This is a genomic window from Pseudoduganella danionis (assembly GCF_009720775.1).
GTDB classification, from domain to species: domain Bacteria; phylum Pseudomonadota; class Gammaproteobacteria; order Burkholderiales; family Burkholderiaceae_D; genus Rugamonas; species Rugamonas danionis.
On sequence record NZ_WNKW01000005.1, the window covers coordinates 381,727 to 396,256 of the forward strand.

The window sequence follows — 14,530 nt, forward strand, 5'->3', positions numbered from 1 at the left end:
AGTTCGCAGCGCGCCTGGCGCGCGGGCAAAAAAAAATCCTCGGGAACCGAGGATTTCTTATTTCGTTTGATTCAGCGTATTACAGTGGCTGAATGTTCGAAGCTTGCTTGCCCTTAGGACCAGCGGTCACTTCAAAAGAAACGCGTTGGTTCTCTTGCAGCGACTTGAAGCCTGCGGTCTGAATCGCCGAGAAGTGAGCGAACAGATCTTCGCCGCCTTCATCAGGGGTGATAAAGCCGAAGCCCTTCGAGTCATTGAACCATTTTACGATACCAGTTGCCATTACAATTCCTATTTCAGTTAAGTTGGGCTTGCGCCCGTGATATCGTTTGAGGCAAGAAGAAAAACAGCGAAACTGCACTACTCTTGAATCTAAACGATGCCGCATTATACCCATTTACTCGAGAAAAGCACGTTTTCGCCAAAATAAATGCCAACTCGCGTCTTTTTTGGTAGAAAACCCGCGTAACTCAGGGTGTGAGTACAACTATAGACAAGAATTTACTTGGTGATTTGAGCTAGATCAATCGCCAGCTTCGCTCTTACATCACTGGTAAACCGCGGCTTTGGGGTCACGCGCCGCCCAGCGCAGATACTGCTCCACCTGGGGCGGTATCGCCGCCCAGCCACAGCCATCCTGCATCATCATGCGCAATTGCTGCTCGATGTGGCGCGCCTGCTGGCCCAGCATGGCATAACCAAAAGTCGCCGCCGAGCCAGCCACGCTGTGCAGCGATTCGTGCAGCGCCGTCAGCTGTTCTGCGGTCGGCGCAGCACCGTTCGTCACACAGGCTGCCAGCGCGTGCTCGATCTTTTCGAGCATGAGCGGCAACTGCGCGACGAAGCGCGCATTCAATGCCTCCAGCCGCGCGCGGAACTCTGCCTCTGCCGACACGGGGTCCGCCATTACTTGGTGCCGAAGATGCGGTCGCCCGCGTCGCCCAGACCAGGCACGATATAAGCGTGATCGTTGAGGTGGGAATCCAGCGAAGCGCAATAAATCTTCACGCCCGGATGGGATTTCTGGAACACGGTAATGCCTTCCGGTGCAGCGACCAGTGCAAGGAAGATGATCTGGTCATCCGTGACGCCGCGCGATTTCAGCACGTCCACGGCGTGCACGGCCGAATTGCCAGTCGCTACCATCGGATCGCACAGAATGAAAGTACGTTCGGCCAGATCCGGCAGACGCACCAGATATTCCACCGGCTGGTGGGTTTCCGGATCACGGAACACGCCGATATGACCGACGCGGGCCGATGGCACCAGATTCAGCAGGCCATCGCTCATGCCTATGCCAGCACGCAGAATAGGTACGATGGCCAGCTTTTTACCGGCGATGACAGGGGCATCGATGGTCATCAGCGGGGTTTCGATGGTACGGGTGGTCAATGGCAGATCGCGGGTGATCTCATAGCCCATCAGCAGGGTGATTTCTTTCAGCAGTTCGCGGAAAGTACGGGTCGAGGTATCTTTTTCCCGCATGTGACTCAGCTTGTGCTGAATCAGCGGGTGGTCAGTGATAAACAGATTAGGGAAGCGCGGATCTTGTTTCATTGTGGATTCTTTCTTGAAGTACCGACCATTATACTAGGGCTGCGGGCCTAAAAACATGCTCACGGCTTCCTCGGCAATCTGGTCCAGATTCAGGCCCTGCCCCGGTTTGTACCACAGCACACTGTAATTGATAGCGCCCATGAGCAGTAGGCGCGCCACCGCACTATCGCTACGCAGCAAGCCGGCAGCCAGCAATTCGCTCACCACATCCTGCCACAGCTGATCATAACGGTCGCGCAACACCTGTACCCTTTCGCGCAATTCCGGCGTCAGGCGGCGCCAGTCATACAGCAGCACGGGTATGAAGTCATGGCCCTCGCCCAGCACGATTTCCAGATGGGCGCGCACCAGCGCCTGAAACTTCTCGCGCGGCGACAAGGCGCTTTCCGCAATCGCTTCCGCTGCCGGCAGGCCGGCCGTCAGCCCTTCTTCCATCACGGCCGCAAGTATTTCCTGCTTGCTTTTGAAGTGGTAGAACGGACTACCGGAACGCATGCCTACAGCTTCGGCAATGTCACGCGTGGTGGTGCCGTCAAAGCCCCGTTCGCGGAACAGCCGCGCCGCCACCCGCACCAGATCGGCACGCCGATTATCTACTGCTACCGTTTGATTCATCCACTTTTCCAATTATTCGAGCAAGGCACGGGCCAGTATCTGGCCATATGCCACATTTTCCGGCAAGCGCCCGTAGGCACCGCCAGGCGCGCAGCTTATGCGCGAGGCAATAAATGCCGATGATACATAAGCTGGCGCATGGCGCAACAGCAAACCTGCCTGCACGGCCAACACGATGCGTTCAGCCAGCAACCGCGCGCCCGCTTCGCTGCACTGCATATCCGCCAGCAAGGCAGCGCGATAGGCACTGAAATCGGCATCGGCCTCACCGGCCAGTGCCAGCTCGGCCGCCAGCGCGGCGCGCGCGGCAGGAGTTTTGCCGAGTGCCCGCAGCAAGTCAAGGCACATCACATTGCCCGAGCCTTCCCAGATGGAATTGACGGGCAGTTCCCGGTACAGCCGGGCCAGCGGACTATCTTCCACGTAACCGCTGCCGCCTATGACTTCCATGGCTTCGGCGCCGAAAGCGGGGCCGCGCTTGCAGATCCAGTACTTGCCAGCCGGGGTCAGCAGCCTTGCCAGCAAGGCCTGGGCCGGATCGCCTGCTTCGTCGAAACAGCGCGCCAGCCGCATGGCAAACACGGTTGCCGCTTCCGACTCCAGTGCCAGATCGGCCAGCACGTTCTGCATCAGCGGCTGCTCGCTCAGCTTGCGACCAAAAGCGGAGCGCTGGCGCGCGTGGTGCAGCGCATGTACCAATGCCGCGCGCATCGCCCCGGCGCTGCCCAGTATGCAGTCGAGCCGGGTATGGCTGCCCATTTCCAGTATGGTGGGCACGCCGCGACCCGGCGCACCGATCAGCCAGCCATAGGCACCGGCAAATTCCACTTCCGACGAAGCATTCGAGCGATTGCCCACCTTGTTCTTCAGGCGCTGCACGCGGATGGCATTGCGCTCGCCGTTCGGCAGATAGCGCGGCAGCAGCAGACAGGACAGGCCGTGCCCGTCCGCGCTCTCCGTCTGCGCGAGGATCAGATGGGCGTCGCTCTGGGGCGCTGAAAAAAACCATTTATGCCCGACCACGCGGTAGGCACCCTCGCCCTCCTCGCCGAACAGGGCCTGGGCTTCAACCGGCGCCAGCGCTTGCGCCGTGGTGGTATTGCTGCGCACATCGGAGCCGCCCTGCTTTTCCGTCATGCCCATGCCTATCAGGGCGCCGTGTTTGTGCTCGATGGGCAGCGAGCGCGGATCGTAAGTGCGGGAGAGGATTTTGGGCAGCCATTTTGCCGCCAGCCGGGGCGCTTGGCGCAGCGCCGGCACGCTGGCATAAGTCATCGTCACCGGACACTGCGAACCATTTTCCACCTGTCCGAACATCAGATAGCGGGCGGCACGCGCCACTTGCGCACCGTTGCCTTCAAGCCAAGGCGTGGCGTGGGCGCCACTCTCGATCAGCAAGCGCATCAGGCTATGCCAGGCCGGATGAAACTCCAGTTCATCGATGCGGCGCCCGCCCGCGTCATATTGCTGCAATACGGGCGGGTACTGGTTGGCCAGCCGCCCCAGTTCCAGCACGTCCGCCTGCCCCAACTGGGCTCCCAGCGCATACAGGGCCGCCTCGTCATAGCCTCCGCCCTCGCGTACCAGCGCTTCTCGCAAGGCCATATCGATCTGGTAGAGGTTCACATTGGCCAGCGGGGCCACCGTATTGTGTACTTCATGGGTATCGTAGGCCTGCATAGTATCTCCCGTCGTTGTGGGCTGCACAGCCACCTTACGCCAGATTGGCAGGGCTGTGCGCCGGATAGGTTGCCCAGACTAGCTCACTGGCACATTCAAAGCAAGCGCTTGCTTTGTTGCACTCGCACATCTATGATGGCTTACCACCACAGGAGACCACATGGAACACGCTTATGTGTTTGACGCCATTCGCACGCCCCGGGGCAAGGGCAAGAAAGACGGCAGCCTGCATAGCATCAAGGCGATTGATCTGGTTGCAGGTTTAATGCAAGCCCTGCAGGCGCGCCACCATCTCGATACGGCACAGATTGACGATGTCGTGCTCGGCTGCGTCACGCCCGTAGGAGAACAAGGGGCGGACATCGCCAAAATCGCCGCGCTGGCAGCCGGCTGGGACTGGAAAGTAGCAGGCGTGCAGCTCAACCGCTTCTGCGCTTCCGGGCTGGAAGCAGTCAATCAGGCTGCCCAAAAAGTGCGCTCCGGTTGGGAAGACCTGGTGGTGGCAGGCGGGGTGGAATCCATGTCGCGCGTGGCCATGGGCAGCGACGGTGGCGCCTGGGCCAATGATCCAGCCACCAGCTTGCGTACGGATTTCCTGCCGCAAGGCATAGGAGCCGACCTGATTGCCAGCCTCGACGGCTACAGCCGAACCCAGGTGGACGCCTACGCCGTACGTTCGCAGCAGAAGGCCGCAGCCGCCCGCGCCGCCGGGCGCTTTCCATCGATAGTGCCCGTCTGTGACCAGAACGGCGTGCTGGTACTGGACCATGACGAATTCATCAAACCTGGCACTACACTCGACACGCTGGCCGGCCTCAAGCCTTCGTTCGCCCAGCTCGGTGCGCTGGGTTTCGACGCCCTCGCCCTGCAGCGCTACCCGCAACTGCAGCAGGTAGCACATGTGCACACGGCCGGCAATTCTTCCGGCATCGTGGACGGCGCCGCTCTGGCCCTGATCGGTAGCCGCAGCACCGGCCAGCGCCTGGGCCTGCGGCCGCGCGCGCGCATCGTTGCCGCCGCCGTCACCGGCAGCGATCCCGCCATCATGCTGACGGGACCGGCACCGGCAGCCCGCAAAGCCTTGCAAAAAGCCGGGCTAGATATTGCCGATATCGATCTGTTTGAAGTAAACGAAGCATTTGCCTCGGTGGTGCTGCGCTTCATGAACGAACTCGGCGTGCCCGAACACAAGGTCAACGTCAATGGCGGCGCCATCGCGCTGGGTCATCCGCTCGGCGCCACCGGCTGCATGCTGCTGGCCACCCTGCTCGACGAGCTGGAAGCACGGCAGCTGCGGCGCGGCATGGTGACGCTGTGTGTGGGCGGCGGCATGGGCATCGCCACCATCATCGAACGGGTATAAACGGAGCCAGCATGATTAAGGTCGAGCAACAGCCGCAATTCATACAAGTGACGCTAAGCAACAACAGCATCAATCCCCTTAGCCGCAGCTGGCAGCAAGCGCTGCAGGGCTTGCTCGAAACGTTAGAGCAGCAGGCTGGCGATAACGCGGCCGCCCCTATTGTCCAGATCAACTTCGATGCCAGCAAGGCCGACTTCCAGCTCGAGCATCTGGCCGCGCTGGCGCGCCAGCAAGCGCCCGACTGCATGCAGTTGCTGGCCAGCTACCATGGTTTATTGCGCCGACTCGAGCGGCTGCCCATCCCCGTGGTCGCTATACTCGAAGGTGCTGTGAGCGGCCACGCATGGGGCCTGGCACTGGCTTGTCAGCGCCGCTATGCGCTCGGCGCCGGCAGCTACAGCCTGCCGCAGGCCAGCCTGGGCATTACTCCGTGCGGCGGCGCGCTGGTGCGCACGGGCCGGCTGCTGGGGCTGCAAGCTGCGCTCCCCCTGCTGCTCGACGGCAGCGCGTGCGACAGTGCCACTGCCCTGCAACTGGGCTTGCTGCATGGAATAACGGCCGACCGCGCAGCGCTGACCGGGCTGCTGCAGCAGTACCGACAGGCCGGCACGCCACTGCGTCAGCCGTGGGATGAGAAAATGCCCGCCCTGCCCGGCGGCGCCATCGATAGCCCCGCCAATCTGGCCTTTTTGCAGCTGGCCCCCGCGCGCCTGCGCAGCCGCCATGCGGCGCCAGCGCCAGCCGAACAAGCGATACTGTGCGCACTCGCGGAAGGAATGCTGGTAGATTTCGATACTGCCGTGCTCATTGAAAGCCGCTATTTCTGCCAGTCCGCCATCGCGTTTCAGGCTTAGATACACATGTTTGTCCAGAACAATTATCTTTGACTTTCAATTAATAGAAAAATCGTAAATTTCGCTCCCAAAAAGCCTTGTTACAGTGCTGAAAAAGCCATTTTTTCACTCTAGGCGATGTTTTTTTCAGCACGATTGTATGAAAACAAAAAAAGTCTTGAAGATATTGTCATTTTTCATGTGATTTCACCGCTATCAGTGATACATTGCGCTCTGGTGTAGCCATACTTGTGCTGGCGCCGTACCGGCATAAAAACTGAAAGATTAAAATCACGCGATGTACTCCAGTATTCCCGTCCCGTCTCCGCGACATGAATTGGATAACCTCATGGAGGAGGCTGGCGACGTTGTATTCCGCGTCAGTCCCGAAGGACAGATACTGTTTGCCAGCCACCGCGCGGTCCAGCTGATCGCCGCGCAAGCGCCGCTGGCCGGCACAGCGCTGCTGCAACTGCTTACCGAAGATGACCGCCCGGCCTTGCAATCGGCCCTCAACGACGTGCTGGCTGGCGAGCCGGGCCGCCTGTTCGAAAGCCGCCTCAAGTGCGCGCAATGTGAAACCCCGTTCGAGCTGCGCCTATCCTGCTATGCCAATCAGCAAGGCCTGAAAGAGTTGCTGGTGATAGGCCGGAATATGGAGCAGCAGCGCGCGACCGAAGAGCGGCTGCGCCACATGGCCACCCACGATGCCCTGACCGAACTGCCCAACCGGCTGCTGCTGTCGGACCGCATCCGCATGGTGATCGCCAATGCGCGCCGCTCGGGCCAGAGCTTTTCCGTCGCCTGCATAGGGCTGGACGGCTTCAAAAAGGTCAATGACGGGCTGGGCCACCCCATCGGTGACGCCGTACTACGCACTGCGGCCGCCCGCCTGCGCAAAACCTTGCGCGACAGCGACACACTGGCCCGTGTCGGCGGCGACGAATTCGTCGCCATTTTGCCCGGCACGGCAACGGAAGCCCAGATCAAGCTGGTGACTGGACGGCTGATCGCCACGCTGCAATCGCCATTCGAAATCGACAGCCACACCATCTATGTCGGCGCCTCGGTGGGCGTGGCCGTGTATCCCCAGCATGCGGAAGAAGAAGGCCGCTTGCTGGCGCTGGCCGACGTCGCCATGTCGCGCGCCAAGGAAACCGGCAAGGCCCGCTGCGTGGTCTACAGTCAGAGCGAGGCCGAACCGCCCGAACATGATATTTCGCTGGAAGCGGCCATGTTCCAGGCCGTGCGCGAAGGCGAGTTCCTGCTGTTCTACCAGCCCATCGTGGACGCGCGCACGCGCGAAATCCAGGGCTTCGAAACGCTGATGCGCTGGAAGCATCCGACCCTGGGCATGGTTCCGCCGGCCCGCTTCATTCCTATCGCCGAAACCAACGGCCTGATCAATCTGCTGGGCGCCTGGGCACTCAAAGCCGCCTGCGTACAGCTCAAACAGTTCGAGGAAGTGGCCAAGCGCCCGCTCTATATTTCTGTCAATATCAGCCCGCGGCAATTCCGCAATGACAAATTTCTGGACGTGCTGGACGATGCAATCGCCTTCTCCGGCTTACAAGGTGAGCAATTGGTTCTAGAAATTACAGAGGGCACGCTGATGGTCGATCCGGTACATGCCGAGTCCATCCTGTCCAAAATGGCCGAACGCAAGGCGCGCATCGCGATTGACGATTTCGGCACCGGCTATTCTTCGCTGGCCTATCTCAAGCGTTTCCCGATTTCGGTACTGAAGATAGACCGCACCTTTATCCGCGACCTGCCGACTTCGGAAAAAGATGCAGCCATCTGCAATGCCGTGCTCGATCTGGCCAAACACCTGGACTTGTCCGTGGTGGCAGAAGGCGTGGAGACGGAAGACCAGCTATCTTATCTGCAGCAGCGCGGCTGCCAGTACATCCAGGGTTATCTGACCGGCAAACCGATGGCGGCCAATATCGCCATGGCGGCACTGCGCGAAAGCATGCACCTGAAGATAGTCCAGCCTGATTTACGGCAGGTGAACAAATGAGCGTGCGCAGTACAGGTAACGCACTCGGCGACGCTACCCTGGCCACGCTGTGGGAAAGCACGCGCCGGCGCGGCGACATGCCGGGCTTCGCCAAGGCCATCAGCTCCATCCTCGGCGCCATGCGCGGCGAAGATGAGCAGGAATTCAATATGACGCGCACGGTACTGTCCGACCCTGTGCTGACCCAGAAAGTGCTGCGTCTGGCCAATAGCGGCATGTATGCCGCCTTCGGCCAGCATATCAGTACCGTCTCCAAAGCCGTGCAAGTACTGGGCACGGACGCCATCGGCCATCTGGCACTGGGCCTGAAACTGATAGAAGAACTGTCTGGCGGCTCATCCGACGCTACGGCTTCGCACGTAGAAATGGAAAAAGCGGTGCTGGCCGGCATCGTCGCCCAGCAGATTGCCAATACGGCGGAAAGCCGCCATGGCGAGGAAGCCGTGGTGTGCTCCATGCTGCACACACTGGGCCGCATGATGCTGACCTATTACATGCCGGAACGCTGGCATGAAATCCAGCGCAGCGCTGCACAGGAAAGCTGCGATGTAGAAGCCATCGCGCCCAAGCTGCTGGGCCTGGGCCTTGATGAAATCGGCCATGCTGCAGCCCTGCACTGGGGCTTGCCGGCTGGCCTGATCAACGGCATGCGCAAGCTGGCACCGCCCGAGCCGGGCAGCGAAATCAGCACCTCGGACTGGATCGCCGGTCTGTCCACCATGTCCGCCGCCTGTGCCGAATCGCTGTGGAATGATGATGCGGCAGGCGCTGCCGCCGTGGCACAACTGGCTGACGCGTATTCGGCCATGCTGGGCGTACTCCCGGAAAAACTAAAGGGGGCCATCGAACAGGCCAAAGTGGTGGCCGCCAACGATCTGACCATTGCCCCCCTGTCCAAACCGGCCGAACGGCGCGCCAAGGCGCTGGCCCGCACACGCCAGCGCGATGCCGGCAACCAGATACTGCTCAGTGGGCTGGCCGATATGCGCGACATGATGCATACCGCCAATCCAGGCCAGATGGTGCAGATCGCACTGGAAACCGTATTTAAGGGGCTGGAGTTCTCGCGCGCTTTGGCCTTTGTGCGCAACCGCAAGGACAACCAGTACGCTGCCAAAATCGGCTTCGGCAACGATATCCGCGAAATCCTGCCCAAGCTGGTGTTCGACGATGCCTACCAGCCCAATGTATTCCACGCTGCACTCAATAGCGACCGCGTGATCTTCATCGAGAATGCGCGCGATGCCAAGTTTGCCGCCAAGCTGCCCGAATGGTGGCGCAACACCCTGTCCGCCGCACACAGTTTCGTGATTCTGCCGCTGTCCGCCAATGGCCAGTCGGCCGGATTCCTATACGGCGACTGGGACGACAGCTTCCCGCCGATAGAACTGAGCCAGACCGAATTCAGCCTGCTCAACGATATGCGCGCCTTGGTCGTCAAGGCAGTGCTCAAGCGCCATCAGCAGGAAACCGTCAGCAAATAAGGCCCCCACCCTGCGGCCCCGCTAGCTGCGCTTGGGCTAGTGGCCGTCGCGCTGCTGCCAGCGCGCCGACAGCATGGCCGCGCCCAGTGCCAGCAGGCATAGTAACGCTGCTACGTAGTACACCGAGGAAGGGCCGGCTTCCTGCCACCACTGAGCCAGAAACAGCCCGCCCAGCGAACCGCCTATGCCATAAGACAAGCTCATGTACAGTGCCTGCCCGCGTGCCTGCAAGGGGCCGGAGAACCAGCGTTGCAGCGTCATCACGGACGAAGAATGATGCAGCGCGAAGGTAGCAGCGTGCATCAGCTGCGCCACGATCAGCAGCCACAGCAGGTGCGCCGCCATGCCTATCATGACAAAGCGGGCCGCCGCCAGCAGCAGGGTCAGGTACATGAGCTGCATGGGCCGCCAGCGCCGGAACAGCGGCGCCTGAAAATAGAACAGCGCCACTTCAGCCAGCACACCCAACGACCACATCGCGCCTATCACGGTCTTGCTGTAGCCGTTGCGCTCCAGGTACAGTGAATAGAAGGTGTAGAGCGACGTGTGGGCCGCCACCATCAGCGCCGTCGAAGCAAAAAAGGCGATCACTTCGCGCCGCCGTAGCAAGGTCAGCAGCGGCAGCGGCGCTTCCTTGTGGCGGTGGCGCGGCACATCATGCAGGCGGAACGCTGCCACGATGGTCAGCACCAGCAAGCCCGCCGCAATGGTAGGCAGGGCCACGATGCCGTAGTGATCGAGCGCATAGGCCGATGCAGAGACGGCCACGATAAAGCCTATCGAACCCCACATGCGGATGCGGCCATAGTGCGTCAGGTCGCCGCGCATTTCCGACAACATCAGTGCCTCGCAGATCGGTGCCTGGCCGCTGGTGAACAGGTTCAGCACCACCATGGCCAGCATGAAGTGCGTGAAGGTGGAGCCGATGAAGAAACCGGAAAAGCCGATCAGCGCGGCAAAGCCGGCCACGCGCAGCACAGTGACGCGGCGGTCATAGTGATCCGCGACATAGCCCCAGACATTGGGACCGATGATGCGCAGCACCTGTATCATCGACATCAGCACGCCGATCTGCGCCACCGTCATGCCGTGGTCGGCAAAGAACAGCGTGGCGTAGGTGGACCAGGTTCCTGCGTGCGCGTAGTAGCAGAAGAGGAATAAGGCGAAGCTGAAGGCCTGGGCCGGCACCGCTTACAGCGCGATGTTAGGCGTGTGCACCTGAACGTCACCACACTGGGCGCGGTGCATCAGCGCATGATCCATCAGCACCAGAGCCAGCATGGCTTCGGCGATAGGCGTCGCACGTATGCCCACGCAAGGGTCGTGGCGGCCAAAGGTCTCGACCATGACGGGATGGCCGTCCTTGTCGATAGACTGGCGCGGCGTACGGATAGACGAAGTGGGCTTGATGGCGATGGAGACCGTAATGTCCTGCCCCGTCGAAATGCCACCGAGTACGCCACCGGCGTTGTTGCCGATAAAGCCTTGCGGCGTGAGCTGGTCACCATGCTCGCTGCCCTTCTGCACCACCGACTGGAAACCGGCGCCGATTTCCACGCCTTTCACCGCGTTGATGCCCATCATGGCGTAGGCGATGTCGGCATCGAGCTTGTCATAAATGGGCTGGCCCAGACCGACGGGAATATTCTGTGCGATCACATCGATCTTGGCACCGATCGAATCGCCATCCTTGCGCAGCGCATCCATCGCCGCTTCCATGCGGGCGATCAGCTCTGCATCGCCGCTGGCGGCGAAGAAAGGATTGTTCGGCACATGCGACCAGTCCTGGAACGGCACAACGATATCGCCCAGCTGGCTCATGCAGCCTTTGAACACGGTGCCGTACTGTTGCTGCAACCATTTCTTGGCGATGGCAGCTGCGCCCACCACGGGCGCCGTCAAACGGGCCGAGGAGCGGCCGCCGCCGCGCGGGTCGCGCACGCCATACTTGTGCCAGTAGGTGTAGTCGGCGTGGCCGGGACGGAAGCTCTCGGCGATATTGCCATAGTCCTTGCTACGCTGGTCTTCGTTGCGGATCAGCAGGGCAATCGGTGTACCCGTGGTCACGCCCTGATACACGCCCGACAGGATTTCCACCGTATCCGATTCCTGGCGCTGCGTCACGTGGCGCGAAGTACCGGGCTTGCGGCGATCCAGTTCCGGCTGGATATCGGCTTCCGTCAGCGGCAGTCCCGGTGGGCAGCCATCGATCACGCAGCCTATGGCAGGACCGTGCGACTCGCCAAAGGTTGTAACGGAAAACAATTTACCAAAAGTATTACCGGACATAGGAAGAGAATCTTTGGAAAAAGGTGGAGAATTCCGTATTCTACCAGCCCGAGCCCCGCTATGCCGTGCTTAGAAATTAATTTCCACATGGCAATTTTTCCTTGGTAAAATTCCTGCTGGTGCGGAAAAATTCAACAGCGTTGCACATTGCCCCACAGGCAACATGCAAATGCATAGGAAAACTGCATTCTTTTTGACAATTCACTATATACTGAACCGAAGAACACCAAGCAATCCTGGAGAAGCGACACATGCCCCCACCGGTCACACCACTTGATCCACTCAAGGACGATCAAGACGATCTGGTATTCTTAGAAGAACATCCGGCTACACCCGTTACCACGGGTGCGCGTAATGTATGGCGGGTCATGATCATCGATGACGACGAAGACGTCCATTCGACCACCACTTTTGCGCTGGGCAACCTCGACATGCAGCACCGGCAACTGGAGTTCGTCCACGCCTATTCTGCTGCGCAAGCACGTGAATTACTCAAGACGGAAAAGGAAATCGCCGTCATCCTGCTCGACGTGGTGATGGAGCAGGACGATGCCGGCCTGCATCTGGTGCGCTACATCCGTGAAACCCTGGGCCTCAGCGATGTACGGATCATCTTGCGCACAGGACAGCCTGGTTACGCGCCAGAAATTGATGCCATCCGCGACTTCGACATCAACGACTATAAGACCAAGTCGGAATTGACGAGGATCAAGTTATTCACGACGGTGACCTCGGCCATTCGCTCCTACGAGCAAATCCGCAAAATCAACGACAGCCGCCGTGGCCTGAGCCAGATCGTCCATGCCAGCACCCAGTTGATGTCGCTACACGGTGTACATAATTTTGCCGCGGGTGTGCTCAGCCAGATCGCCGAGCTGCTGGGCCAGGAAGGCAGCGGCATCCTGTGCGTGCTGGAATGCCCGGAGGACGGTTGCCGCGAACTCATGGTCATGGCCACCATAGGGCCTTACCACATGTACAACAACACCACGCTGAGCGTGCGCAGCGACCAGCGCATCCACGATGCGATGGAACTAACGCTGGCGCAAGGCCGCAATGTGTATGGTCCCGATTACGTGACGCTGTACTTTGCGGGCAAAGCCAGCCGCGATTTCGTCGCCTTCCTCGACGTCAAAACCGCGCCGACGGAAATCGATGAGCGCCTGCTGGAAGTGTTCTGCGCCAACGTTGCCGTCGGCCTCGACAACGTAGAACTGGTCAGCCACCTGCACACGGCAGCCTTCTATGACCAGCTCTCCAAGCTGCCCAACCGTACCCGTTTGATCGAGATACTCGACGCTACCCTGACCAGCCCGATCCGCGACGAAACCACGCTGTCACTGGTTGATCTCGATCACTTTGCCGAGACCAACGATGCGCTGGGCCACCGCTTCGGCGACGCCCTGCTGCTGGCCGTGGCAGGCCGATTGCAGACGGAACTCGGCGATGCACTCACCGTAGCCCGCCTCGGCGGCGACATCTTCTGCGTGCTGGGCGATTCGTCCCAAGTCAATCCGGCCAATATCCTCACGCTATTCCAGCGCCCGTTCAGCATCGATGGCCAGGACGTGCAGTTGTCGGCCACACTGGGGCTGGTGCGTCTGGGCGAGCACGAAGGCAGCGGCGTCGATGTGCTAAAAGATGCCGACATCGCGCTCAAGCGCGCCAAGACCCAGCAGCGTTCCGGCCACTACTACTTCTCCCGCTCGATGGGCGTGGAAATCCGCGAACGCGTACGCATGATGCACGCGCTGCGCAAGGCCTTTGGCCAGAACGAGCTATTCGTGGTGTACCAGCCGCAGATCGATCTGGAGACACGCCGCCCAAAGGGAGCCGAAGCCTTGCTGCGCTGGCAGACGCCAGACGGCAAGTTTGTTTCGCCTGACCGCTTTATTCCTATCGCCGAATACTCGGGCCTGATCATCGATCTTGGTGAGTGGGTGCTGCGCACCGCCTGCCGCGAACTGGTGGCACTGCATAAGGCGGGCCATAGCGACTTCATGATGTCGATTAACGTGTCGCAAGTCCAGTTCCGCCACCCCTATTTCCTCGAAATGCTACGCAAGGCGCTGGAAGATACGGGCGCACCGCCGGAATTCGTCGAACTGGAAATTACCGAATCAATGGCTATGGAAGAGCCTGATCTGCTCATCAAGATGCTGGCACAGATCAAGCAGACGGGCGTCAGCATTGCCATCGACGATTTCGGTACGGGCTTCTCCTCGCTTTCCTATCTGCAGCGCTTGCAGATCGATCGGCTCAAGATAGACCGCGCCTTCGTCACGGAAATTACCGGCTCAGCCCGCGGCAGCAGCATAGCCGAAATGGTGGTGCAACTGGGCCGCAATCTGGGCCTGGCCGTGATTGCCGAAGGGGTGGAAGACGAACGCCAGGCACAGATACTGCACGCACTGGGCTGCCCGCTGGCGCAAGGCTTCCTGTTTGCCCGTCCGATGACGGCCGACGCGCTGAACGGCTGGCTCAGCAACGAAGCCTTGCAGGGCGCGGCCTGACGCAGTTCAGCACGCGCCAGAAAACAAAAAAGCCATGCGATGAACCGAACCCCTAAAGTTGGACGCCAACTTTAGGGGTTTTTCATTGGCGAAGTACACAATGCAGTTCAAGTTGGAGGTTGTCCAGCGATACCAGGCCGAAGGGATCGGCTTTAAATCCTTAGGGCGACTGT

12 protein-coding genes are annotated in these 14,530 nt (G+C 60.2%); 5 read left to right on the forward strand and 7 right to left on the reverse strand.

Features of this window, described 5'->3' with window-relative positions:
• Positions 1 to 79: 79 nt before the first annotated feature.
• The 5 genes from GM655_RS18220 to GM655_RS18240 all read right to left on the reverse strand — a co-directional run bounded on the left by GM655_RS18220 (position 80) and on the right by GM655_RS18240 (position 3,852).
• Complete coding sequence (locus GM655_RS18220; RefSeq protein WP_093555047.1) at positions 80 to 283, reverse strand: cold-shock protein; 204 nt, start codon at positions 281 to 283, stop codon at positions 80 to 82.
• Positions 284 to 547: 264 nt separating this feature from the next.
• Positions 548 to 895 (reverse strand): Hpt domain-containing protein, encoded by a 348-nt coding sequence (locus GM655_RS18225; RefSeq protein ID WP_371866881.1) that lies wholly within the window; start codon positions 893 to 895, stop codon positions 548 to 550.
• An 11-nt stretch (positions 896 to 906) separates the two neighbouring features.
• Positions 907 to 1,557: a uracil phosphoribosyltransferase gene (upp, locus tag GM655_RS18230; protein ID WP_155436100.1), complete on the reverse strand. Its 651-nt coding sequence runs from the start codon at positions 1,555 to 1,557 to the stop codon at positions 907 to 909.
• A 33-nt stretch (positions 1,558 to 1,590) separates the two neighbouring features.
• On the reverse strand, positions 1,591 to 2,172 hold the full coding sequence (locus GM655_RS18235; protein WP_155436101.1) for a TetR/AcrR family transcriptional regulator: 582 nt from the start codon (positions 2,170 to 2,172) through the stop codon (positions 1,591 to 1,593).
• Positions 2,173 to 2,184: 12 nt separating this feature from the next.
• A complete protein-coding gene (locus GM655_RS18240) occupies positions 2,185 to 3,852 on the reverse strand; it encodes an isovaleryl-CoA dehydrogenase (protein WP_155436102.1) in 1,668 nt (555 codons plus the stop codon).
• A gap of 160 nt (positions 3,853 to 4,012) precedes the next feature.
• Between GM655_RS18240 and GM655_RS18245 the strand changes: the two genes are divergently transcribed.
• The 4 genes from GM655_RS18245 (at position 4,013) to GM655_RS18260 (ending at position 9,555) form a co-directional block, all read left to right on the forward strand.
• Positions 4,013 to 5,215, forward strand: a complete 1,203-nt coding sequence (locus GM655_RS18245) for an acetyl-CoA C-acetyltransferase (protein WP_155436103.1) — start codon at positions 4,013 to 4,015, stop codon at positions 5,213 to 5,215.
• An 11-nt stretch (positions 5,216 to 5,226) separates the two neighbouring features.
• Positions 5,227 to 6,069 (forward strand): enoyl-CoA hydratase/isomerase family protein, encoded by an 843-nt coding sequence (locus GM655_RS18250; protein ID WP_155436104.1) that lies wholly within the window; start codon positions 5,227 to 5,229, stop codon positions 6,067 to 6,069.
• 328 nt (positions 6,070 to 6,397) lie between these two features.
• Positions 6,398 to 8,071, forward strand: coding sequence for a sensor domain-containing protein (locus GM655_RS18255; protein WP_155436105.1), 1,674 nt, complete (start codon positions 6,398 to 6,400; stop codon positions 8,069 to 8,071).
• On the forward strand, positions 8,068 to 9,555 hold the full coding sequence (locus GM655_RS18260; RefSeq protein ID WP_155436106.1) for an HDOD domain-containing protein: 1,488 nt from the start codon (positions 8,068 to 8,070) through the stop codon (positions 9,553 to 9,555). Before GM655_RS18255 ends, GM655_RS18260 begins: the two co-directional genes overlap by 4 nt.
• A gap of 36 nt (positions 9,556 to 9,591) precedes the next feature.
• Here the strand turns inward: GM655_RS18260 and GM655_RS18265 are convergent, their stop codons facing one another.
• Together GM655_RS18265 and aroC are read right to left on the reverse strand one after the other, a co-directional pair.
• Positions 9,592 to 10,743 (reverse strand): MFS transporter, encoded by a 1,152-nt coding sequence (locus tag GM655_RS18265; protein WP_371866883.1) that lies wholly within the window; start codon positions 10,741 to 10,743, stop codon positions 9,592 to 9,594.
• A 3-nt stretch (positions 10,744 to 10,746) separates the two neighbouring features.
• Positions 10,747 to 11,844, reverse strand: a complete 1,098-nt coding sequence (gene aroC / locus GM655_RS18270) for a chorismate synthase (protein ID WP_155436107.1) — start codon at positions 11,842 to 11,844, stop codon at positions 10,747 to 10,749.
• Positions 11,845 to 12,095: 251 nt separating this feature from the next.
• On the opposite strand from aroC, the gene GM655_RS18275 reads away from it, so the two are divergent.
• On the forward strand, positions 12,096 to 14,357 hold the full coding sequence (locus GM655_RS18275; RefSeq protein WP_155436108.1) for a GGDEF/EAL domain-containing response regulator: 2,262 nt from the start codon (positions 12,096 to 12,098) through the stop codon (positions 14,355 to 14,357).
• The last annotated feature ends 173 nt before the right edge of the window (positions 14,358 to 14,530 follow it).